We start from the raw sequence: 25,135 nt of genomic DNA on the forward strand, positions 1-25,135 counted from the left end.
GTCAATGGAAAATACCAAAACTAAAGCCACTGTTGATTATCATGCACTTAATGCCATGCTGAACTTGTACAACAGTGCAGGCGAAATCCAGTTTGAAAAAGATCGCGAAGCCGCGCATCATTATTTTCGCCAACATGTAAACCAAAACACCGTTTTCTTTCATGATTTAAAAGAAAAACTCGACTTTTTAGTTAACGAAAACTATTACGAGCCACAACTCCTTGAGCAATATGACTTTGCCTTTATTAAAAAGCTTTTTAAGCAAGCCTATGCACACAAGTTTCGTTTTCAAACCTTTTTAGGTGCGTTCAAATACTATACAAGCTATACCTTAAAAACGTTCGATGGCAAACGTTATCTTGAGCGTTATGAAGATCGTGTATGTATGGTCGCCCTCACCCTTGCACAGGGAAATCAGGCACTAGCAAGCTCTTTGGTTGATGAAATCATTAGCGGACGCTTTCAACCGGCAACCCCGACGTTCTTGAATTGCGGAAAAAAGCAGCGTGGAGAACTGGTTTCCTGTTTTTTACTGCGCATTGAAGACAATATGGAATCTATTGGTCGCTCCGTTAACTCGGCTCTTCAATTATCCAAACGTGGCGGCGGCGTCGCTTTTCTGATGACCAATTTGCGTGAACAAGGAGCACCAATAAAACTTATTGAAAATCAGTCATCTGGCGTCGTTCCTGTCATGAAAATGTTGGAGGATGCCTTTTCATATGCCAATCAATTAGGTGCCCGACAAGGCGCGGGGGCCGTGTATTTACATGCCCACCACCCTGATATAATGCGTTTTCTTGATACTAAAAGAGAAAACGCGGATGAAAAAATTCGCATTAAAACATTATCATTAGGCGTCGTCATTCCTGACATTACCTTTCAGTTAGCCAAAGAAAACAAAGAGATGTATCTATTCTCGCCTTATGATATTGAGCGAGAGTATGGTGTCCCGATGTCAGAAATCAGTGTGACTGATAAATATCATGAGATGGTGAATAATAAAGCCATCAAAAAATATAAAATTAATGCTCGCGAATTCTTCCAAACGCTCGCTGAGATACAGTTTGAATCTGGCTATCCGTATATTTTATTTGAAGATACCGCCAATCGTGCTAATCCCATCGCTGGCCGTATTAATATGAGCAATCTGTGTTCAGAAATTCTGCAAGTTAATCGCCCTAGCATCTATGAAGACGATTTAAGCTATCGAGAAATTGGAAAAGATATCAGTTGTAACTTAGGCTCCATGAATATTGCTAAAATGATGGACTCCCCTAATTTTGCCCACTCCATAGACATAGCAATTAGAGCATTAACCGCCGTTTCTGATATGAGCTATATCCGTTCAGTGCCTTCAATCGAACAAGGCAATCATCAATCGCATGCAATCGGCCTTGGGCAAATGAACTTACACGGCTATCTCGCAAGAGAGCGAATTCATTATGGCTCAGAAGAAGCGCTCGACTTTACCAATATCTATTTTTATACCATCACCTATCATGCACTAAGAATATCGAACCAATTAGCGATTGAGCGTAAAGAGGCTTTCAAAGGCTTTGAAGATTCAGATTATGCGAATGGTCGCTATTTCGATAAATATATCAACCAAAGTTGGTTAGCAAAAACACAAACCGTTCAGGAATTATTCCGACGTTCGGGTATCGAAATTCCAACTCAAGAGGATTGGCAATCACTTAAGCAATCCGTGATGGAACACGGTATTTATAACCAAAATCTACAAGCCATCCCTCCAACAGGGTCCATCTCTTACATTAATAACTCAACATCGAGCATTCATCCAATTGTTGCTCGAATTGAAATCCGTAAAGAAGGCAAAATTGGACGTGTCTATTATCCTGCGCCTTTTATGAACAATGATAATCTTGAATATTATCAAGATGCTTACCAAATTGGACCTGAAAAAATCATCGATACCTATGCGGTTGCCACTCAGCATGTCGATCAGGGGTTATCTCTCACTTTATTTTTTAAAGATGACGCGACCACGCGAGATATTAATCGAGCGCAAATTTATGCCTGGCGTAAAGGGATAAAAACACTGTACTACATTCGGCTTCGCCAAACGGCCTTAGAAGGCACAGAAATTGATGGTTGTGTTTCATGTACGCTTTAAAAGGAAAATCAGTATGACTACGCAAATTTCATCTGCTACCGTTAAAGCGATTAACTGGAATCGCATAGAAGATGATAAAGACCTTGAAGTTTGGAATCGTTTAACCACCAATTTTTGGTTACCAGAAAAAATTCCTTTATCGAATGATATTCCTTCGTGGAATACGCTAACGGCTGCCGAGCAACAACTCACAATTAGAGTTTTTACTGGGCTTACACTACTTGACACGATTCAAAATACCGTGGGTGCGCCAAGTTTAATGCCCGACGCCCTTACGCCACATGAAGAAGCCGTTCTGTCAAATATCAGTTTTATGGAAGCGGTACATGCTCGCTCCTATAGCTCTATTTTTTCAACGCTGTGTTCTACCACCGATGTGGATGATGCCTATCGCTGGAGTGAAGAAAACTCTGCGTTACAAAATAAAGCCAAGATTATCTTATCTTATTATTGTGATACTCATCCATTAAAGAAAAAAGTGGCCAGTGTATTTTTAGAGTCATTCTTATTCTATTCTGGCTTCTATTTACCCATGTATTGGTCCAGTCGAGGTAAATTAACCAATACTGCCGATCTCATCCGATTGATTATCCGTGATGAGGCAATTCATGGCTATTATATAGGCTATAAATTTCAAAAATCATTATTCAATTATGATGAAAAAACTCAAGCAGAAATTAAAGAGTTTACCTTTTCATTACTTTTTGATTTATATGAAAATGAAGTGAATTATACGCAAGAATTATATGACTCCGTAGGATGGACGGAAGATGTGAAAAAATTCCTCCATTATAATGCCAATAAAGCCTTAATGAATTTAGGTTATGAGGCATTATTTCCCGATATAGTGACTGATGTAAGCCCGGCTATATTGTCGGCACTCTCACCCGATGCTAATGAAAATCACGATTTCTTTTCTGGTTCTGGTTCTTCATATGTGATTGGTAAAGCGGTAAGTACAGAAGATGATGATTGGGACTTCTAATCAATCAATTTAGTTAACCCATCCCTTTATAAACAACAAAAAAACTATCTAGCTGAATAATATGGACTTTATTTTGATAGATAGTTTTTGGTTCAAAAAACACTCAAATCACTTCGAAATTAACATACTTTCCTGTTAAATAATTCATTTTTTATAGCCATATCAAATAACATTTCTTCAATAAAGATAGTTACACGAAAAAATTGATAAGCAACACTAATCATTTGGCATTTATTTTTAAATTATTTCTATTTTTATTTTCAAAAAGACCTAAGCGTTAAAATAAACACTTTTTCTTTTTCATTATTACTTCAAATTCTGTTTTAAAAACAAAATAACTTCAAACACAACATAAAGTTAACATGTATATCTGAATTCAGGGTATTTATATATTGAAACGAATAAAAGTACCACTTTACTCAATTTAATCGATAAATAACTCGCTATTTTTTGATTAATAGTCCTTAACCTAGGGTTGTCAGCACAATTTATTATGCTAGGTTATATTGCTTGTTTATTTTTCTAATAATTTAAAATGGAGTCATTCAAATTAAGCCATAATTATTAAATTCACTTTTAAAATAATAGGAATATCTACCCTTAATATTTTCAACCAATAGTCTAAAGCGTTAATTCGAATTTTGAGTCGCCCTATAAAAATCAGCTTCAATTCGATACCAGCTTTGAGTCATTTATTAATTGAAAAATGGGTAATCACTGTATGCCAATAAAATTAGAAGTTAAAAACTTATATAAAATTTTTGGGGAACATCCGGATCACGCGTTCAAACTTTTAGAATCGGGAATGGACAAAGATGACATCTTTGAAAAAACGGGCCAAACCGTGGGTGTTCAAAATGCCAATTTAGCCATTGAAGAAGGTGAAATCTTTGTTGTTATGGGACTTTCAGGATCAGGAAAGTCAACATTAGTACGTTTACTCAATCGACTGATCGAACCCACCAGCGGGCAAGTACTGATTGATGGGGAAGATATCTCTAATATCTCTGACAAGGCCTTACGTCAGGTCAGAAGAACAAAAATTAGTATGGTTTTCCAATCCTTTGCATTAATGCCCCATATGAATGTCATTGATAATACCGCTTTCGGTATGACGCTTTCTGGTATCCCTAAAGAAGAGCGCCATAAAAAAGCGATGGATGCCCTCCACCAAGTCAACCTTGAAAAATGGGCTTATTCTTATCCCGATGAATTATCCGGTGGGATGAGGCAACGTATCGGTCTAGCTCGAGCGCTAGCAAATGACCCAGATATTTTGTTGATGGATGAAGCTTTTTCAGCGCTTGATCCTTTGATTCGAACTGAAATGCAAGACGAGCTACTCTCTCTTCAGGGCGACAAGCAACGCACTATTGTGTTTATTTCTCACGACCTTGACGAAGCGATGCGTATCGGTGATCGGATCGCCATTATGCAAGGCGGCGTTATCGTTCAAACAGGTACACCAGACGAAATATTAAATAATCCCGCTAATGATTACGTCAAAACCTTCTTCCGTGGTGTCGATATTAGCCAAGTCTTTAGTGCCAAAGATATTGCCCGCAGAAGAGCCGATGCATTACTACACATCGCGCCAGGTTTTGGTCCTCGCTCAGCCCTCAAAGTGCTTAATGACGACGACCGTCAATATGGCTATCTACTTTCACGAGGCCATACCTTTGCAGGGGTCGTTTCTATCGAGTCATTAGAAAAAGCATTACAACAGAAACAAGGTATTGAAGCTGCTGTCATCACCAGTATCGAGCCAATCCAAGGTGATACACCTCTCAACGAGGTGATTTCAACGGTTGCGCAAGCTCCCTGTGCTGTTCCTGTGATCAATGAGAAAAACCGCTATCTTGGTGTGATCTCAAAAGGAATGCTGCTACAGGCACTGGATAAGGAGACATCAAATGAGCAATAACACACAAGAGCATAAAAATGACCATCAAGACCCATGGGCAGATGCGCAGGTCGATGAAACCTCAAAGCAAGAGGGGACAACAGAAACCAATACAGAAAGTGATCCATGGGCAATGAGCTCAGACAATCAGGCCTCAACGGATAGCGATCCTTGGGGAAATGCCACAGATACGTCTACACCGGCTGACACAGGGGGGAGTGATTGGCTTGATGCCGCACCAGCTGACAGTATTGTGCCTGAACATTTCAATATCATGGATCCTTTCCAGCAGACACTGATCCCTCTTGATTCTTGGGTTACTGAAGCAATTGATTGGATCGTATTACATTTTCGCCCTGTTTTTCAGGGTATCCGTATTCCAATTGATTTCATCCTCAGTGGTTTTGAACAATTTTTAACCTCCCTACCTTCGCCCGTAGCGATTATCTTATTTGCATTAATAGCATGGCAACTGTCAGGCCGTATGATGGGTGTTGCAACGCTGATATCGATGATTCTGATCGGTGCTATCGGCGCTTGGTCTGAGGCTATGGTGACGCTTTCTTTAGTACTCACCTCTCTCTTCTTTTGTTTGATCATTGGGCTACCACTCGGGATTTGGTTGGCGCGTAGTGACAAAGCCGCCAGCGTTGTTAGGCCAATACTCGATGCCATGCAAACAACCCCAGCCTTCGTTTACTTAGTACCTATTGTTATGCTTTTTGGTATTGGTAACGTCCCGGGCGTTGTCGTCACAATCATCTTTGCTTTGCCTCCGATTATCCGCCTCACCATCTTAGGCATTAAACAAGTTCCTGCTGACCTAATTGAAGCGGCGGAATCTTTCGGTGCAAGTCCTAGCCAACTGCTGTTTAAAGTCCAACTCCCTTTGGCAATGCCGACCATCATGGCCGGGGTAAACCAAACCTTGATGTTGGCGCTTTCGATGGTTGTTATTGCATCGATGATTGCCGTCGGTGGCTTAGGACAAATGGTACTACGCGGTATTGGTCGTCTTGATATGGGACTGGCTTCTGTCGGCGGTGTCGGCATTGTTGTACTGGCTATCGTCCTTGACCGATTAACGCAATCCCTAGGTCAAAAATCGCGTAACAAACAGTCTACTCGCTGGTACCAACACGGCCCAATAGGCCTAATCACCCGACCATTTAGTAAAAAATCGAATTAATTTTTAATTCCCTATTCACGATAGAGCCGTCAATGCGGCTCGTCGCTTGCAAAGGCAAGCCAAAACGACAAACAGAGGTATCAATAATGAAAAAACCGATGATATTGGCAACAGCCCTGACGACCTTACTTGCCGTTCCACTCGCTAATGCAGAAGATCTGCCTGGTAAAGGAATAAAAGTCACGCCAGTTCAAAGTACGATTAGCGAGGAAACGTTTCAAACATTGCTGGTAGCAAAAGCACTGGAAAAACTAGGTTATGAAGTCGAACCCATCAAAGAGGTTGACTATAACGTCGCCTATGCATCAATTGCGAATGGTGATGCAACCTATTTGGCGGTTAGTTGGGTGCCATTGCATGATGCTCAATATAATGCAGCCGGTGGGGATAAAGCCTTTTATCGCCAAGGTGATTATGTGGTTAATGCCGCTCAAGGCTACCTAATCGATAAAAAAACCGCTGAAAAATATAACATCACCAATATTGAGCAACTAAAAGATCCTAAAATTGCCAAGTTATTCGATACTAACGGCAATAATAAGGCGGATTTAACTGGTTGTAATCCGGGTTGGGGGTGTGAAGCCGCAATCAATAATCATTTAAAAGCGTATGATTTAGAAAAAACCGTTGAACACAATCAAGGCAACTATGCGGCCATGATGGCAGATACCATCACACGCTACAAAGAAGGCAAGCCTATTCTCTATTATACATGGACTCCTTATTGGATCAGTGATGTACTCAAACCCGGTCGTGATGTTGTTTGGCTAGAAGTTCCTTTCTCTTCGATGCCTAATAATGACAAAACAGAGACTAAACTGCCGAATGGTAAAAATTATGGTTTCCCACCAAATACGATGCATATCGCGGCAAATAAAAAATGGGCAGAAGATAACCCAGCAGCCGCTAAGCTATTTGAAATCATGAAACTGCCTATTGCCGATATTAATGCTCAAAATTTAAGAATGCATAACGGAGAAGCTTCACAGTCCGACATCCGCCGTCATACAGATGCGTGGATCAAAGCCCATCAATCCACCTTTGATGGTTGGGTCGAGGAAGCGCGAAAAGCGGCTGAAAAATAGTCTCAATCGCTAATCTGACTTCTAAGCCACCGCATTAGGTGGCTTTTTTTCGTTAATGAATAAATGACACTCGCTAACGCTAATCGACTCGTATTCTCATCACTCACCTGAAACCGGCTCATTAATTGATAAAATGTTCCAATGACATCGCTAAAAATTGTTTATAGTAGTGACCTTATGAATAATGAGTAGATAATGAATGAATAAAGCACCACAAGCAGAACTCACGACAGGTTTAGTTATCTTAATGGCCATTGCGACAGGCCTTGTCGTGGCAAGTAACTACTACGCACAACCCCTTCTGGAAACCATCGCGACACAGTTTAACCTGACAACCAACATGGCAGGCTTTATTGTCACCGCCGCCCAGTTAGGCTATGCCGTTGGCTTACTATTTTTAGTGCCTCTAGGGGATATCTTTGAACGCAAGCGTCTCATTTTAGTAATGACCACCTTGTCTGCCATCGGCCTACTCATTACAGCGCTATCTAATAATGTATGGCAAATACTTTTAGGAACTGCGCTTACAGGGCTATTTTCTGTTGTCGCTCAAGTTTTAATTCCCATGGCCGCAACCCTGGCAAAACCGCATCAAAGAGGAAAATCTGTCGGCATTATCATGAGTGGATTACTCTTAGGAATATTACTGGCCAGAACTATTTCAGGGGCAGTAGCAATGATCGGTGGATGGCGAACCATCTATTGGGTCGCTTTTGGGTTATTAATTATTTTGATTATTGTGCTTTCATTTAAGTTGCCACGTTATCACCAAAAAACAGAACTCAATTATTTTCAGCTATTACTTTCAATTGGTCGCCTATTTTGTGGAACGCCAGTGTTAGCCGTTCGCGCACTATTGGGGGCTTTGTCTTTTGCCAACTTCGCACTACTTTGGACGGCAATGGCTTTCTTGCTTGCAAGCCCCCCATTTCGTTTTTCAGAAGGCACCATAGGACTGTTTGGTTTAGTTGGGGCCGCTGGGGCATTGATGGCTTCACAAGCGGGCCATTTGGTGGATAAAGGTAAAGGCAAGCGAGTCACGACGATTGGACTGATTCTCTTATTTCTGTCGTGGATACCCATTGGATTTGCCAAAGACTCTCTGATTGCTTTTATTATAGGCGTGTTAATTCTGGATCTTGCCATTCAAGCGGTTCATGTCACCAATCAAAGTACTTTGTATCGCATCCTCCCCGAGGCGCGCAATCGTATCACCGCGGGTTATATGACCAGCTATTTTATTGGTGGTGCTCTTGGCTCTTTATTATCTGGCTATGCTTATGAACAAGCCAGCTGGGAAGGGGTTGTGGTATGCGGAGCAGTATTATCTGTCGTTAGTTTGGTGATTTGGGCGATAGGATCGCGCTTCGATCCCGCCATATACCCATCAGATGAATAAAAGGTATTCGTTGAGAGTGACTGCGCTTCAGGAGCTCTCAACGAATTGAAAGCACAAACATCAGTAAATGTAATATATTGAAATACTCCTCTCGTATTTACTCCCCTCATCTTTCTCTATCGCCTCCCCATCACAATCACAAATTTTTACCGATGGTTTTATTTTGTAATAGTTACATAGGCAAAAATCATCAAATAACACAATTAAACAAAAAATGTCGCTCAATATAAAGTTACAATTTAGTTTCTAATTATGACTATTACCCAATGGTATGATGATCAATGAGTTAGTTTCCACTTGATTTTATATAGCTGATAGATGAAAGGTTTACAAATCCTGTTGAATAATGAATGTAACCGTAGTTTAGATCGTAATTACATGATTTTATTTTGTTTTACTCTGTGACTATCAGCCTTAAAAATAAAATAAAATGATTATTTTACTCCTATAAACTAATTTAAAAGGCAGAATGATAGAATTACGCTATACTAAACCGAGTAAATTACATTCATAAAATTTATGAATTATGTATCATTATCAAAATAAATTTGATGATATCAATTAACTACAATTGCTAATTTTAGCTTTTGATATACCATTTAGATGGTTGATGACAGTTGTAATCTTACCAACTGAAACTAATAAGGTATCTAAATAATGGAAAGTTCATTTACTCCGACAGAAGAGCTATTAAATGCTCGTGTCGCACAGCAAAATTCGCATAACAATCCTATTCCCTATCAGGAGATCCTCCTAACGCGTCTTTGTATGCATGTTCATGGTAAACTCCTTGAGTCACGTAACAATATGCTCAAGGCACAAGGGATTAACGAAACACTGTTTATGGCGTTAATGATCCTAGATACAAAAGATTCTCGAAGTATTCAACCTTCTGAGCTAAGTGCAGCTTTAGGTTCTTCACGAACCAATGCAACGCGTATCGCTGATGAGTTAGAAAAAAATGGTTGGATTGAGCGTAAGGAAAGTCACAATGACCGCCGGTGCTTACATCTTCACCTGACTGAAAAAGGCTCTGAGTTTTTAGCTGGGCTACTTCCGCCTCAGCACACTGCCTTAAAAGATATTTGGTCTGTATTAGAGCTAGAAGAGCAACAACAACTCAACAAATTGATGCGTAAGTTACTAATTAAGCTAGATACTGTTAAAGATTATAGCAATTATTAACCACTATAATTTTGTGGGTAATGTATTTGAGGCATTTATAAGCTAAAAGACGAAAAAAGACTTTTCTGTCTGAAAGATTTCGCTATCCTTTCTATCTTGTGCTTAAGATATCCCATCAAGCAAATATATCAGTTGTTGTCTCAGTTTCCAGTGGTTAGCGCTAACTACTGGGAACATTCGTGATCTAAAATGCCGATGAGCGGAGAACACCAGAATGAGTGCCCATGAGGAAATTCAATCAACCCCTAATCAACACCCTAATAAAAAAAGAAAACGCAGAAATGCTTTACTATTTCTCACCTTCCTTTTTATTGTCGTGGGTGTTGGCTGGGCTATCTACTGGTTCTTCGTCTTACGTCATTATGAAACGACTGATAATGCCTACGTAGCAGGTAATCAAGTCCAGATACAGTCACAAATATCGGGGAGTGTTATGACGGTTAACGTCGATAACACAGATTATGTGAAAAGTGGCACAATCTTAGTTGAACTCGATCCTAGAGATGCCCAGCTAGCTTTAGAAAAAGCGAAAACAACGCTCGCAAACAGTGTTCGCCAAACCCATCAACAAATCGTAAATAGCCGTCAATATCAAGCGAACATTGATATGAAACGCTCTGAATTAGTGCGACTGCAAAATGATTTAAAACGTCGTGAAGTTCTTGGCAGCAGTAATCTCATTGGTAAAGAAGAATTGCAACACGCGCGAGAAGCTGTTGTGAGCGCCAAAGCCGCTCTTGAAGTTGCCATTGAACAATTGAATGCAAATAATGCCATCATCCTAGATACCCCATTAGCCAAACAACCTGCCGTCGAAGCTGCCGCCACAGAGGTGAGAAATACATGGTTGGCGTTACAGCGGACAAAAATTGTCAGCCCTGTTGATGGTTATGTTTCACGCCGTAGCGTACAAGTAGGCTCACAAATCACGACCGCAACACCGTTGATGGCTATCGTACCTTCTGAGGGAATGTGGATCGATGCTAATTTTAAAGAAACTCAATTGGCTGATATGCGCATTGGTCAACCTGCCAAAGTCACTACGGACTTCTACGGCAAAAATATCACTTTCAACGGCACTGTTGTTGGATTAGATATGGGAACTGGTAGCGCGTTTTCTTTACTGCCAGCTCAAAATGCGACAGGAAACTGGATTAAAGTCGTTCAACGTTTACCGGTACGCATTGCATTAGACCCAACACAATTGGAACAATATCCATTACGTATTGGTCTATCCACAGAAGTGACCGTTGATACGCTTAATAAAGATGGCAAAGTGCTTTCAAAAGGTCTGCGTGATGCTCCGGCCTACCATACCTCTGCACTGGCGATTGATATGTCTCCTGCGGACAAAATAGTTACTGATATTATTAATAGTAACTCAGGCAACAAATAATCTGAGGTGTAATTGTGACAAATGCGCCTTTAACAGGATCTAAACTTGCATGGATGACGATAGCCCTCTCGCTCGCCACCTTTATGCAAGTTTTGGACTCAACGATTGCGAACGTTGCCATCCCTACAATCGCGGGTAATCTCGGCGCCTCGAACTCTCAGGGGACTTGGGTCATTACCTCATTTGGCGTGGCCAATGCAATCTCAATCCCTATAACGGGATGGCTTGCCCGTAGAATTGGTGAAGTACGATTATTTTTATGGTCTACGGGTCTCTTTGCTCTTACTTCATGGTTATGCGGCATCTCTGGTAGCTTAGAGATGCTTATTTTATTTCGTGTATTACAAGGGCTTGTCGCTGGCCCCCTCATTCCTTTATCACAAAGTTTATTGCTTAATAACTATCCACCAGCAAAACGTAATATGGCGTTAGCATTGTGGTCAATGACCATCGTGATTGCCCCCATTTGTGGGCCAATACTTGGCGGTTATATTAGCGATAATTACCATTGGGGTTGGATATTCTTTATCAACGTCCCCTTTAGTATTGCAATTATTTTTGCCATCATGCAGACACTAAAAGGTCGTGAAACAAAAATTTCTATTCAACCTATTGATACTATTGGCTTAGTGCTATTAGTGGTTGGAATTGGTGCTCTGCAAATTATGTTAGACCAAGGAAAAGAACTGGATTGGTTTAACTCTACTGAAATTATTGTTCTTACTATCGTTGCTGTCGTTGCCATTTCGTTCTTAATTGTTTGGGAGCTGACTGATGACCATCCAGTCATTGACCTTTCACTCTTTAAAGAGCGGAACTTTACGATCGGTTGCTTATCACTCAGTCTCGCTTATATGCTCTATTTCGGCACCATCGTACTACTGCCTCAATTATTGCAGGAAGTCTATGGCTATACCGCAACATGGGCGGGGCTTGCCTCTGCCCCTGTCGGTCTCTTACCTTTACTGATCACGCCAATCATTGGTCGTTTTGGTAATCGGATTGATATGCGCTATATCGTTACGTTCAGCTTTATTATTTATGCTGTTTGTTACTACTGGCGAGCCTATACGTTTGAGCCTGATATGGGATTTGCCGCGGCAGCATGGCCACAATTCGTACAAGGGCTCGCAATCGCGTGTTTCTTCATGCCTTTAACAACCATTACGTTATCAGGGCTACCCCCTGAAAAAATGGCGTCGGCATCGAGTTTATCCAACTTTACACGTACGTTAGCCGGCGCGATAGGCACATCGATCACCACCACGATGTGGACACAACGTGAAGCCATGCACCATGAGAATCTGACAGAATTTATCAACCCCTATAATCCAAATGCTCAGCATATGTATAGTGAATTGGCGCAAATGGGCATGAATGAACAGCAGAGTGCCGCTTATTTAGCGAAAACAATCACAGACCAAGGGCTGATCCTATCGGCAAATGAAATTTTTTGGTTATCAGCAGGGATCTTTATTTTACTCATGGTAATTGTTTGGTTTGCCAAACCGCCATTTGGTGCAGGTTCTAAAGGTGGCGGTGGCGGTGGCGCCCATTAGTGATGAATTAAGATCCTCGTTATTCCTTTGACTTGGATGACAGGATCTTAATGGTTAATGCCTTCATTTAGAGCAAATTGCGTGATTCTTTCTGCGGCGTCTAATACCCGATTCGCTCGGCCAAGAAATATCATCGTGAGCATGCGCTGCTTTATTGGCTAACGACCTACTTTCTATCTCACTTGCTGTATAGTTATTAGTTCTCTTTAGTACAGTATGTTAGCGTTATGCATTCACCTGCTGACGCTAATTTCGAGATTACACTAATAAAGCAACAAGATTGCGTGAATTGGCGTTATCTTTGAAGCCCAACATAACAGGTAGCCGTATATTGGCATTGGCGGCTTGTCTCGTGAAGAATTTAGGTAAACACAAGCATTGGCCTTCTTGACGGGTATGATGTTAAACGCCCTGAGACAGAAAAATCGTTTTGCCATAAAAATACTGCATATAACCAGTCAGTTAAAAACTGTTTATATGCAGCTATATCATAAATGCGCGTGATTATTTGGCTTTATTTTGCTGCCACCATTGCGCCAGCATCACACCTGTCGCAACTGACACATTCAAACTTTCAACTTTACCTGTACCACCAATGTACAGACTCATATCACCTTCGTTCCATACACTGTCACTTAGGCCATCACGTTCTTGCCCTAACACTAAAACCATTTTTTCAGGGAGCTGTGCTTTCGCAATATCTTGACTACCTTTATGGCTGGATGTCGTCACAATGGTATAACCGGCTTGACGGAAATGGTTCAGTGTATTGCTAAGTCCATCAGCATCAATTGCTTTGATATGCTCGGCCCCACCTTCTGCTGTACGGATCGCTGCTCCCGACTCCAGCATGCCAGCATCTTGTAGAATGACACCTTGTACACCAAAATGGGCGCAGCTACGCATAATGCCACCTAAGTTATGTGGGTTACCCACATCTTCAAGCGCGAGCACACAATCTTTCGCTGGTGCTTGTTGCAAATAGGTTTTAGCATCCATACCACCACGTTTTTTAATGATGAAACAGACACCACCATGATGTTCAGTTCCCGATGCTTTGGTTAGCTCTTCATCATCCACCACGTGGTAAGCTTTACGGTTTGCCGCCATCCATTTTAACGCATCACGAAAGCGTGGGGTCACTGACTGCAAGAACCAAGCTCGCACGATGGCATCTGGGCGGTTCTTAAACATAGCCTGACACGCGTTTTCGCCATAAATACGCGTTTCTTCTAAACGTTGCTTGCGCAATTGCTCAGGATCGATTTGGCTTTTGCCAGAAATACCACCATGATCATTCATCAGCTCATCACTGTTTGGCTTCGATACTGTGCGCCAAGCCGAACGTTCACGAGGTGGCTGACCTCTTCTATCATCGGAGCGACCCGTACGTTCATGACGACGCCCGTCTCTTTTATCATGAGATCGCTTATTATCCTGTTGACGCTTACCTTTGCTATTGCCGTCATCTTGGCCTTCGCTACGGACATACATCACTTTTACTTTGCCATTCTTACCATTAAAATCATTCGAGTCGTTCATTGCTATCCCCTACAAAGCTATGGCGCGAAGATTACATGATGTTACCGAGCTACGCCACTGATTCCCACTATTATTGCATCTAAAAGATAGCGAATATACTGCTATCGTCATGCAACAGATTTACGTACAATACGCGCTTTGTTTTATCGATATCGAAAACCAACGCCCAACATGACTAAAAATGCCGTTTATACATTACGCCAAGAACGTTTAGCGACTTCAACAAAACCTTTTAAGGCGCGAGGGTGTCGGGTTAAGCGCTGTCAATACTGCTTGCTACCTATCCCTCAATGTCTGTGTCAAGATATCGCTCCAACTCAAGCCAAAAGTCAATTCTGTTTAGTCATGTATGATGGCGAAGTATTCAAGCCAAGTAATACCGGAAAACTAATTGCAGATATTTTACCCAATACGCTGGCTTTTCAGTGGTCAAGAACGGATCCTGCCCCTCAATTACTCGCTGCCATTCAAGATCCAACACGGCAGCCTTATATTATTTTCCCAGAAAGTTATGCCCAAAATGGCAGAACCGTCGTTAATCAACCGACAATTTCGGATAAACCGGCCTTATTTATTTTATTAGATGGTACATGGCCTGAAGCCCGTAAAATGTTTCGTAAAAGCCCTTATTTCGATAACATTCCCGTGCTGTCGATCAACACTAAAATACGTACTGATTACCTGTTACGCACCCCATCAAAAGAAGACCAACATTGCACCGCAGAAGTTGCAGCTACCCTCTTAGAATTGGCTGGTGACACCCCGGCTTCCGAACAGCTTTTTAAACATTTCAGCTTATTTAGAGATAAATATTTAGAAGGCAAACCTCATCATCCGCTCGCTAAACAGCTACAAGCAGAAAAAAGCTTAACTCATTGTGAGTAGAAAAAACCATTCACACTGTTTTAGGTTCATTAACAAATATGTAATTTGAAGATTGCGGCTGATTTAAAACGTGAACGTCATTAGATTATTCCATTAAATAATCAGGATAAACTGGCACTAATAACCCAATACGGCATAGTATTAGTTGGCATCTCTATATTCGTTGAGGGTGTTTTCGCTCACTAAAGCAAAAGGTTATCAGCCATGGGTTTACTGAGTCAGTTAGAATCGTTATTTAGACCGAAATCAATCGCGGTGATTGGTGCTTCTGAGAATCCGAATCGTGCAGGTTCGGTAATGATGAAAAACTTATTAACTAATGGTTTTAAGGGACCCATTCTCCCTGTCAATCCTAATCGAAGCTCTATACTTGGGGTACTCGCGTATCCCTCGATTGATAAGCTTCCTTTAAAGCCCGACCTTGCCGTTATCTGTACTCATCATTCCAAAAATCCTGATTGCTTAAGGCAACTAGGCGAATATGGCTGTAATGTCGTTATCGTTTTATCATCACCATCGATTCAATTTAATGAACTTAAAAAAATAGCCCAACAATATCAAATGCGCTTACTCGGCCCTAATAGCCTCGGTATTTTAGCGCCATGGCAAGGGCTTAATGCAAGTTTCTCCCCCATCCCCATTCTTAAGGGGAAACTCGCATTTATTTCTCAATCCGCAGCCGTGTCTAACACGGTATTAGACTGGGCTCGCCATCGTGATATTGGCTTCTCTTATTTTATTGCTCTGGGAGATAGCATCGACATTGATATTGACGATCTTCTAGACTATCTGGCTCGTGACAGTAAAACCAGTGCTATCCTGCTTTACCTTGAAAGTATCAGCGATGCTCGTCGTTTTCTGTCTGCGTCACGTAGCGCATCACGGAATAAGCCAATCCTTGTGATTAAAAGCGGCCGAACCCGTAAAGCCCAGCAGCTATTGGGAGAAAAACCGAGCCTTGATGCAGCTTACGATGCTGCTATTCAGCGAGCAGGCTTGCTGAGAGTACAAGATACTCATGAAATGTTTTCTGCTGTAGAAACATTGAGCTATATGACGCCATTACGTGGGGAACGTTTGTCCATTATCAGCAATGGTGCAGCTCCTGCCGCAATGGCGCTAGATGAACTATTACAGCGTAATGGTAAGCTAGCGACATTAAGTCAAGAAACGGAAAATGAACTAAGTTCGCTACTGCCACTTGACCTATCAACCCAAAATCCTATTGATTTAGGTGATGATGCGACCGTTGATCGCTACATCGATGTTTTAAATAAAATGCTCGATAGCCATGATCATGATGCCCTATTGTTGATTTATACCCCTAGCGCGATAACAGACAGCAAAACCATGGCTGAAAAAGTGATAAAAACGATCAAACAGCATCCAAGGGGTAAATGGCTAACTATACTGACAAACTGGTGCGGTGAATATTCTTCACAAACGTCGCGTCGCCTCTTTAGTGAAGCCGGTATCCCAACCTATCGAACACCAGAAGGGGCAATAACGGCCTATATGCACATGGTTGAGTATCGCCGTAACCAAAAACAGTTAAAAGAAACACCGGCACTGCCAATTGGAATCACCGCTGATACCCAACAGGCGCATACCTATATTCAGCAAGCCCTACAAAATCACACACTTCATTTAGATACACATGAAGTTCAGCCCATTTTACGGGCATATGGCCTAAATAGCTTACCCACATGGATAGCTCATTCAAGTGAAGAAGCGATTAAAATAGCTGAAAAAATTGGTTATCCCGTTGCTTTAAAACTCCGCTCACCGGATATCGTACACAAGTCAGAAGTTCAGGGAGTTATGCTTTACTTACGTAATGCCAAAGAAGTCGGAGATGCGGCAAAAGCGATTATGGAACGTGTATCAACCAACTTTCCAAATGCGCGTATTGACGGCTTGCTTGTGCAAAGTATGGCAAACCGTGCTGGAGCGCAAGAATTACGTATTGCCGTTGAACTCGATCCAGTTTTTGGACCTTTAATTATGCTAGGTGAAGGGGGAATTGAGTGGCAACAAGAAAGCCAAGCCGCCGTCGCCCTTCCTCCATTGAATTTGGCACTGGCTCGATATCTGGTCATTCAGGCGATTAAAGGGTATAAAATCAAAGCGCGAAGTGCGCTGGCCCCCTTAAATATTCCAGGTTTAGCAAGCTTACTGGTACGAGTTTCCAACCTAATCATTGATTGCCCAAACATTGCACGCCTTGATATCCATCCTTTGCTCGCTTCTGGTGATGAATTTACTTTGCTTGATGTTTCAATGACTTTAATTCCCGATCACGAAATTCAAAAATCAAGATTAGCGATTCGACCATATCCAAGTGAACTCGAAGAAACGATCGCATTAAAAGATGACCTCAGCTGTTTACTAAGGCCAATACTGCCAGAAGATGAGCCATTACTAAAATCGTTTATAGCGCAGGTTACTAAAGAAGATCTTTATTATCGATACTTTAGTGAAATTAGTGAGTTTACTCATGATGATCTCGCCAATATGACGCAAATAGATTATGACCGCGAAATGGCGTTTGTCGCCATAAGAAATCAAGATTCAAACCCTGAAATTATTGGTGTCACACGTGCGATGGCGGATCCTGATAATCAAGAAGCTGAATTCGCTGTTCTTGTTAGATCGGATATGAAAGGATTAACACTTGGTTACCAACTCATGAGCAAGCTGCTGAGCTATACGCGCTCACATGGAATTAAAAAGCTTACCGCGATCACTATGCCTGAAAATCGCAACATGATCAGTTTAGCTAAAAAGCTAGGGTTTGACGTTGACCTTCAATTTGATGAAGGGGTTGTAAACTTAACATTACATTTATAAGTTATAGTCTTCGCCAATTTGTACAACAATTAAACGGAATTTTAATTTATACTAAATGGTTTGGCTAAATATGCTATCATCCATGGATCATTCGCTAACCTATACCCTAGCGTATATTTGAATAAAGCGATTTGCTATTAGACTAATAAGAGAAAATTTACACTGTGATGTTGTCAAAATTAAAACAAGCAAAACATCAACAATATTTAGGGAGTTTACCTAAACTCTCCCAATCTATTGCTGATGTTAAAACGCTATATAAGACAGAAGATTTTCGTGATGTTTTGCTTGAGCAAATATCAACCGCTCAACATTGCATCTACATCACTGCGTTATATTTAGAGCAAGATGATGCAGGTAAAGATATTCTTCATGCGCTGTATGCAGCAAAACAAGCGAATCCGTCTTTAGAAGTTAAAATACTGGTTGATTGGCATCGCGCGCAACGAGGAAGGATTGGAGCAGCGGCAAATTCAACCAATGCTGATTGGTACTATAGTGTTTCACAACAGTACCCTGACATTGACATTCCAATTTACGGTATTCCTGTGAATACTCGTGAAGCCTTAGGCGTCTTACACCTTAAAGGTTTTATCTTTGATGATACCCTGTTATACAGTGGTGCGAGTATTAATGACGTCTATTTACAACGTCATGAAAAATATCGTTATGACCGATATCAGTTAATCAAAAATAAACAATTAACTTCATCAATGAAAAACTATATTGATGACGCATTGTTAAAATCAGATGCTATCCATCTACTCAATTCAGCCAATAGACCCAAAACGGCTGAATTCAAAAATATTATCAAGCAATTTCGCCTTTCACTCAGAGGGTGTTCATATCGCTTTGGCGGTAATGCTAACAATAATGAACTGGCAGTTACCCCGCTTGTCGGATTAGGTAAGAAAAATGATCTTAACCGGACCATTACCCATTTAATAGGGTCAACACAGAATAAGCTCATTATCTGTACGCCTTATTTTAACCTCCCTGCGGTATTAGTCAGAATTATTAGTCGACTACTACGTGAAGGTAAACAGGTTGAAATAATTATAGGCGATAAAACTGCTAATGATTTTTATATTCCCCCCGAAGAGCCATTTAAAATTATTGGTGCTTTACCTTATTTATATGAAATAAATCTACGTAGATTTGTTAGCCGCTTACAAAAATTTATTGATAGTCAGCAGCTAACTATTCGTTTATGGAAAGATGGCGATAATACCTATCATTTGAAAGGTATGTGGGTTGATTCACAATGGCAGTTGATCACCGGAAATAATTTAAACCCTCGAGCATGGGGATTAGATCTTGAAAATGCCGTATTGATCCACGATCCAAAGCAAGAAATGCAAGAGCAGCGTCAACATGAACTTGAATGCATTCGCACTCATACAAAAATTGTGAATCATTATCGTGAATTAGATAGTATCCAAACCTATCCAATCAAAGTGAAAAAACTCATTCGCCGTTTAAGACGAATTAGAGTAGACCGCTTAATCAGTCGTATCTTGTAATTTATCGTAGCACCACCCTTGTGGTGCTTTTCATATATCATTATGTTGATAAATAAATTGAAACGATTTAAAAAAATACTTCCTTATTTGCTTATTGGCATATTATTCAATACCGCAAGTTGCTCAAGCTTTCGTGTCGCTAATGATAAATGGACAGGAAAGGATAAGGCCCAACATTTTGCTTTTTCAGCCGCAATGGCAATGGCCGGTAATGCATATGCTGATAAACAAAATTGGCAACATCGAGAAGCTGCACAATTTGGAATATTATTTTCTGTTTCACTCGGAGTAGTCAAAGAATTATATGACAGCCGCCCCAGTGGCACTGGATGGAGTTGGCATGATATCGCTTATGATGTCGCGGGCTCTATCGCCGGTTATAGCTTATATCAAAGTTTAAAATAAAAACCAGTAATGATTTAACCAACTTATGTTCCCCCTACTTTTTATTCGCATATAACGCGTATTCTTCACGAGTCATACCACCAAATTGCCGATTAAAATCATCAAATGTTATCTCTTCAGAGATACCAAAATGGGCAAAAGCCTGTTTTTCCAACGGTGTTTTACATCTCTCTACGGTTTTTATTTCTGAAAAACTGACACCAAAATTAACACCATGTCTCAACAACTCCATATCTTGAATACCACTAGGTAGCATTGATTCATGTTCATTTGGATGGCTTTTTATTCCAACTCCCCAACATAATCGAGTAAAAGAGTCATTAGATAATGATCTTCCCGCTTGAATGGGAAACTCAATATCATCGGCAGTTAAACTCTTATTTCCAATAACCTCATATACACCTCTCATAACATGGTCATCCATCATGAAAAATGAATCCGATAAGCTGTGCTGTATAATTTCCTCAATAGGCATATTTTTTTCTTGGCTTTTGAACTGATACGTTCGGACAATTAAGGGCACCGTCATGAGATCATTCCAAATATGCTCTTGCTTCAGTAGGCCTGCTTTTTTTATTTTGTTGACCTGACCTATAATCAGAGCAAATCCATAATATTCCAGATCTATTTCATAACAAAAAATATCGCCATTCTTATATTTCACATTCTTTCGCGGGGCATTTTTCATGCGTTCCACTTTGGAGAAATAACGTTCATCTCTTGAAGACACGAATGTGCCTAACCATTGGCGAAACGCCTCAACAGTGTCAATTTGCTGGGGAAATGGAATCGGTAGACGAAGACTATTTTGGCTATTCGTCACATTTAACGCCGCACCAATTCCTGAAGTGCATAAAGTTAAACTAAAACGACACCCCGTACTTTTCATGCCATTAATCGATGTATAATTTAATTTTTTCTCTTTGCCTTTTGCTGTTCTAGGCAAAACGAATTCTCTATTTCTCGTTTTAATTAAATTATCTTCTTCAATATAGAGGGTATTGATAAAACCATCACCAATATGCTCATAGTTATAGATAATTTTACAGATATCATCACCATCAAAATAAACAGCCATCCCTTTTTTAATTTCAACTCTATCCCATTGAGCGGATATCAACTCCAAGCCAAAAAGCGCTCTTTCATCATTGGTGAGGATGATATTTTCCATGTATTGACTCCCCATAACCTATCCCTCTATAAATCTGAATATTTGAACTATAACAATACCTAAAGTGCTGGTCATCAATATCATCAATTCCCCCTATCAATACCAGAAAGTTTTTTTTATTTTTGCTAGTTATTTACCTATAAGTTGATGAGATGGATATCGAGTACTCAGTATGATAAAGCGATCTAAACCATGATGTTATTTAGATACCGATTGCGATTCATAAAAATAAACACCAGTCATCCTATAAAATGGTTTCAACCATGAAAATAAGTCGAATAGTGAGCCATCCCTTTATCTCTACTTAATGTATTGGCTATCAATATGCGGTTCGCTAGTGCAGGATTGGCAAGGAAGCGCCGTGGATGGGGTTGATGTTTGGTGGTGACAGTAAGGCAGAAGGATGATAAAACGGTATCACATCCCCAAACGCAAAAAAGCCACCCATCGGGTGGCTTTCTCACTAATTTAATGTCTGGCAGTTCCCTACTCTCACATGGGGAGACCCCACACTACCATCGGCGCTACGGCGTTTCACTGCTGAGTTCGGCATGGGGTCAGGTGGGACCACCGCGCTATTACCGCCAGACAAATTCGGTTTTTGTTCCCGTTGGCTTCCACCAACCAGAACAGCAATCTTGAACAAGCTAATTTCTCACACTCTGCGTGCGCTTCACAACGTTCTCTCTAAAACACCTTCGGTGTTGTCAGGTTAAGCCTCACGGTTCATTAGTACTGGTTAGCTCAACGTATCGCTACGCTTACACACCCAGCCTATCAACGTCTTAGTCTTAAACGTTCCTTTAGGACCCTTAAAGAGTCAGGGAAGACTCATCTCAAGGCAAGTTTCCCGCTTAGATGCTTTCAGCGGTTATCTCTTCCGCACTTAGCTACCGGGCAGTGCCATTGGCATGACAACCCGAACACCAGTGGTGCGTCCACTCCGGTCCTCTCGTACTAGGAGCAGCCCCTTTCAATCTTCCAACGCCCACGGCAGATAGGGACCGAACTGTCTCACGACGTTCTAAACCCAGCTCGCGTACCACTTTAAATGGCGAACAGCCATACCCTTGGGACCTACTTCAGCCCCAGGATGTGATGAGCCGACATCGAGGTGCCAAACACCGCCGTCGATATGAACTCTTGGGCGGTATCAGCCTGTTATCCCCGGAGTACCTTTTATCCGTTGAGCGATGGCCCTTCCATTCAGAACCACCGGATCACTAAGACCTACTTTCGTACCTGCTCGAGCCGTCACTCTCGCAGTCAAGCTGGCTTATGCCTTTGCACTAACCGCATGATGTCCGACCATGCTTAGCCAACCTTCGTGCTCCTCCGTTACTCTTTGGGAGGAGACCGCCCCAGTCAAACTACCCACCAGACACTGTCCGCACCCCAGATTATGGGGCCACGTTAGAACATCAAACATTAAAGGGTGGTATTTCAAGGTTGGCTCCATGCAGACTGGCGTCCACACTTCAAAGCCTCCCACCTATCCTACACATCAAGGCTCAATGTTCAGTGTCAAGCTATAGTAAAGGTTCACGGGGTCTTTCCGTCTTGCCGCGGGTACACTGCATCTTCACAGCGAGTTCAATTTCACTGAGTCTCGGGTGGAGACAGCCTGGCCATCATTACGCCATTCGTGCAGGTCGGAACTTACCCGACAAGGAATTTCGCTACCTTAGGACCGTTATAGTTACGGCCGCCGTTTACTGGGGCTTCGATCAAGAGCTTCTCCTTACGGATAACCCCATCAATTAACCTTCCAGCACCGGGCAGGCGTCACACCGTATACGTCCACTTTCGTGTTTGCACAGTGCTGTGTTTTTAATAAACAGTTGCAGCCAGCTGGTATCTGCGACTGGCTTCAGCTCCATCCGCGAGGGACTTCACCTAGCGCCAGCGTGCCTTCTCCCGAAGTTACGGCACCATTTTGCCTAGTTCCTTCACCCGAGTTCTCTCAAGCGCCTGAGTATTCTCTACCTGACCACCTGTGTCGGTTTGGGGTACGATTAATGATAATCTAGAGCTTAGAGGCTTTTCCTGGAAGCGGGGCATGAGCTACTTCGCCACCGTAGTGACTCGTCATCAGACCTCAGCATGTAGTGAACCGGATTTGCCTAATTCACCTGCCTACATCCTTAAACCGGGACAACCGTCGCCCGGCCAGCCTAGCCTTCTCCGTCCCCCCATCGCAATTATCACCAGTACAGGAATATTAACCTGTTTCCCATCGACTACGCATTTCTGCCTCGCCTTAGGGGTCGACTCACCCTGCCCCGATTAACGTTGGACAGGAACCCTTGGTCTTCCGGCGTGCGGGTTTTTCACCCGCATTATCGTTACTTATGTCAGCATTCGCACTTCTGATACCTCCAGCATGCCTCACAGCACACCTTCACAGGCTTACAGAACGCTCCCCTACCCAACAACATTTACATGTCGCTGCCGCAGCTTCGGTGCATGGTTTAGCCCCGTTACATCTTCCGCGCAGGCCGACTCGACCAGTGAGCTATTACGCTTTCTTTAAATGATGGCTGCTTCTAAGCCAACATCCTGGCTGTCTGAGCCTTCCCACTTCGTTTCCCACTTAACCATGACTTTGGGACCTTAGCTGGCGGTCTGGGTTGTTTCCCTCTTCACGACGAACGTTAGCACCCGCCGTGTGTCTCCCGTGATAACATTCTTCGGTATTCGTAGTTTGCATCGGGTTGGTAAGTCGGGATGACCCCCTAGCCGAAACAGTGCTCTACCCCCGAAGATGAGTTCACGAGGCGCTACCTAAATAGCTTTCGGGGAGAACCAGCTATCTCCCGGTTTGATTGGCCTTTCACCCCCAGCCACAAGTCATCCGCTAATTTTTCAACATTAGTCGGTTCGGTCCTCCAGTTAGTGTTACCCAACCTTCAACCTGCCCATGGCTAGATCACCGGGTTTCGGGTCTATACCCTGCAACTTAATCGCCCAGTTAAGACTCGGTTTCCCTACGGCTCCCCTATACGGTTAACCTTGCTACAGAATATAAGTCGCTGACCCATTATACAAAAGGTACGCAGTCACCCCATCCTCAAATGTCCCGCTTGTCTTTGCGGCCAATCTTGCCCGATTTTTTAACTTCCGCTGCTCGTGTACTTCTATGTACACTGCGCTGCGGCTTGAAAAAATCAGCCAATCTTGTTTGCAAATCCTGCGCTGTTCTTGTGGTGGTTGTTTAAACCCTCACTCAATTGCCGAGGCACTTGAGTGATGGGGCTCCCACTGCTTGTACGTACACGGTTTCAGGTTCTATTTCACTCCCCTCGCCGGGGTTCTTTTCGCCTTTCCCTCACGGTACTGGTTCACTATCGGTCAATCAGGAGTATTTAGCCTTGGAGGATGGTCCCCCCATATTCAGACAGGATAACACGTGTCCCGCCCTACTCGTCGAGTTCACAACACCAACACCTTCGGATACGGGGCTATCACCCTTTACTGCCGGACTTTCCAGACCGTTCTCCTGATGCTGATGCTGATTAAGACTCTGGGCTGCTCCCCGTTCGCTCGCCGCTACTAGGGGAATCTCGGTTGATTTCTTTTCCTCGAGGTACTGAGATGTTTCAGTTCCCTCGGTTCGCCTCGTTTGACTATGGATTCATCAAACGATAGTGCAACGAATTGCACTGGGTTTCCCCATTCGGACATCGTCGGCTATAGCGGTTCATATCACCTTACCGACGCTTTTCGCAGATTAGCACGTCCTTCATCGCCTCTGATTGCCTAGGCATCCACCGTGTACGCTTAGTCGCTTAACCTCACAACCCGAAATTGTTTCAACGATCACCTAACTGTCATGGCTGTGCGTGGTGAAATTCTTTGTTGCGCGGTGCTCGTCATGCTCACGTACCGATGTACGCTGCGCTGACTGCGCTCCTACGCCGC

At 42.3% G+C, this 25,135-nt stretch carries 15 protein-coding genes and 2 rRNA genes; 13 read left to right on the forward strand and 4 right to left on the reverse strand.

The window, feature by feature from the left end; all coding sequences use genetic code 11:
- Positions 1-4 precede the first annotated feature (4 nt).
- From nrdE to emrB, 9 genes are all read left to right on the forward strand, one after another.
- Entirely contained in the window at positions 5-2,137 is a 2,133-nt protein-coding gene (gene nrdE, locus P2E05_RS15195) for a class 1b ribonucleoside-diphosphate reductase subunit alpha (protein WP_272658067.1), read from the forward strand.
- A 13-nt stretch (positions 2,138-2,150) separates the two neighbouring features.
- Positions 2,151-3,122, forward strand: a complete 972-nt coding sequence (nrdF, locus tag P2E05_RS15200) for a class 1b ribonucleoside-diphosphate reductase subunit beta (RefSeq protein ID WP_154622607.1) — start codon at positions 2,151-2,153, stop codon at positions 3,120-3,122.
- A gap of 721 nt (positions 3,123-3,843) precedes the next feature.
- Positions 3,844-5,046: a glycine betaine/L-proline ABC transporter ATP-binding protein ProV gene (gene proV / locus P2E05_RS15205; RefSeq protein ID WP_154635681.1), complete on the forward strand. Its 1,203-nt coding sequence runs from the start codon at positions 3,844-3,846 to the stop codon at positions 5,044-5,046.
- Entirely contained in the window at positions 5,036-6,214 is a 1,179-nt protein-coding gene (gene proW / locus P2E05_RS15210; RefSeq protein WP_276122871.1) for a glycine betaine/L-proline ABC transporter permease ProW, read from the forward strand. The genes proV and proW overlap by 11 nt, the downstream gene beginning before the upstream one ends.
- An 86-nt stretch (positions 6,215-6,300) precedes the next feature.
- Complete coding sequence (gene proX, locus P2E05_RS15215) at positions 6,301-7,299, forward strand: glycine betaine/L-proline ABC transporter substrate-binding protein ProX (protein WP_154624421.1); 999 nt, start codon at positions 6,301-6,303, stop codon at positions 7,297-7,299.
- Between the two features lie 199 nt (positions 7,300-7,498).
- Positions 7,499-8,698 (forward strand): MFS transporter, encoded by a 1,200-nt coding sequence (locus P2E05_RS15220; protein WP_154624422.1) that lies wholly within the window; start codon positions 7,499-7,501, stop codon positions 8,696-8,698.
- Between the two features lie 657 nt (positions 8,699-9,355).
- Positions 9,356-9,883 carry a transcriptional repressor MprA gene (gene mprA, locus P2E05_RS15225; RefSeq protein ID WP_154624423.1) on the forward strand — a complete coding sequence of 176 codons (528 nt, stop codon included), beginning with the start codon at positions 9,356-9,358 and terminating at the stop codon, positions 9,881-9,883.
- 214 nt (positions 9,884-10,097) lie between these two features.
- Positions 10,098-11,279: a multidrug efflux MFS transporter periplasmic adaptor subunit EmrA gene (emrA, locus tag P2E05_RS15230; RefSeq protein ID WP_163862820.1), complete on the forward strand. Its 1,182-nt coding sequence runs from the start codon at positions 10,098-10,100 to the stop codon at positions 11,277-11,279.
- 53 nt (positions 11,280-11,332) lie between these two features.
- Complete coding sequence (emrB, locus tag P2E05_RS15235; RefSeq protein WP_154624432.1) at positions 11,333-12,838, forward strand: multidrug efflux MFS transporter permease subunit EmrB; 1,506 nt, start codon at positions 11,333-11,335, stop codon at positions 12,836-12,838.
- A gap of 504 nt (positions 12,839-13,342) precedes the next feature.
- On the opposite strand, the gene P2E05_RS15240 is transcribed toward emrB, so the two are convergent.
- Entirely contained in the window at positions 13,343-14,380 is a 1,038-nt protein-coding gene (locus tag P2E05_RS15240) for a tRNA/rRNA methyltransferase (protein WP_154624425.1), read from the reverse strand.
- A 171-nt stretch (positions 14,381-14,551) separates the two neighbouring features.
- Between P2E05_RS15240 and P2E05_RS15245 the strand changes: the two genes are divergently transcribed.
- From P2E05_RS15245 to P2E05_RS15260, 4 genes are all read left to right on the forward strand, one after another.
- On the forward strand, positions 14,552-15,265 hold the full coding sequence (locus tag P2E05_RS15245; RefSeq protein ID WP_154624426.1) for a tRNA-uridine aminocarboxypropyltransferase: 714 nt from the start codon (positions 14,552-14,554) through the stop codon (positions 15,263-15,265).
- Positions 15,266-15,478: 213 nt separating this feature from the next.
- A complete protein-coding gene (locus P2E05_RS15250) occupies positions 15,479-18,115 on the forward strand; it encodes a bifunctional acetate--CoA ligase family protein/GNAT family N-acetyltransferase (RefSeq protein ID WP_276123106.1) in 2,637 nt (878 codons plus the stop codon).
- Positions 18,116-18,282: 167 nt separating this feature from the next.
- Positions 18,283-19,638, forward strand: a complete 1,356-nt coding sequence (gene pssA / locus P2E05_RS15255) for a CDP-diacylglycerol--serine O-phosphatidyltransferase (RefSeq protein WP_276123107.1) — start codon at positions 18,283-18,285, stop codon at positions 19,636-19,638.
- Between the two features lie 42 nt (positions 19,639-19,680).
- Complete coding sequence (locus tag P2E05_RS15260; RefSeq protein WP_154624429.1) at positions 19,681-20,043, forward strand: YfiM family lipoprotein; 363 nt, start codon at positions 19,681-19,683, stop codon at positions 20,041-20,043.
- A 34-nt stretch (positions 20,044-20,077) separates the two neighbouring features.
- On the opposite strand, the gene P2E05_RS15265 is transcribed toward P2E05_RS15260, so the two are convergent.
- From P2E05_RS15265 to P2E05_RS15275, 3 genes are all read right to left on the reverse strand, one after another.
- Positions 20,078-21,214: an immunity 26/phosphotriesterase HocA family protein gene (locus tag P2E05_RS15265; RefSeq protein ID WP_276122872.1), complete on the reverse strand. Its 1,137-nt coding sequence runs from the start codon at positions 21,212-21,214 to the stop codon at positions 20,078-20,080.
- Between the two features lie 473 nt (positions 21,215-21,687).
- Positions 21,688-21,803 (reverse strand): 5S ribosomal RNA (gene rrf / locus P2E05_RS15270).
- A 119-nt stretch (positions 21,804-21,922) separates the two neighbouring features.
- Positions 21,923-25,008: ribosomal RNA gene (locus P2E05_RS15275) — 23S ribosomal RNA — on the reverse strand.
- Positions 25,009-25,135 lie beyond the last annotated feature (127 nt).

Source organism: Providencia stuartii, from assembly GCF_029277985.1.
Taxonomy (GTDB): domain Bacteria; phylum Pseudomonadota; class Gammaproteobacteria; order Enterobacterales; family Enterobacteriaceae; genus Providencia; species Providencia zhejiangensis.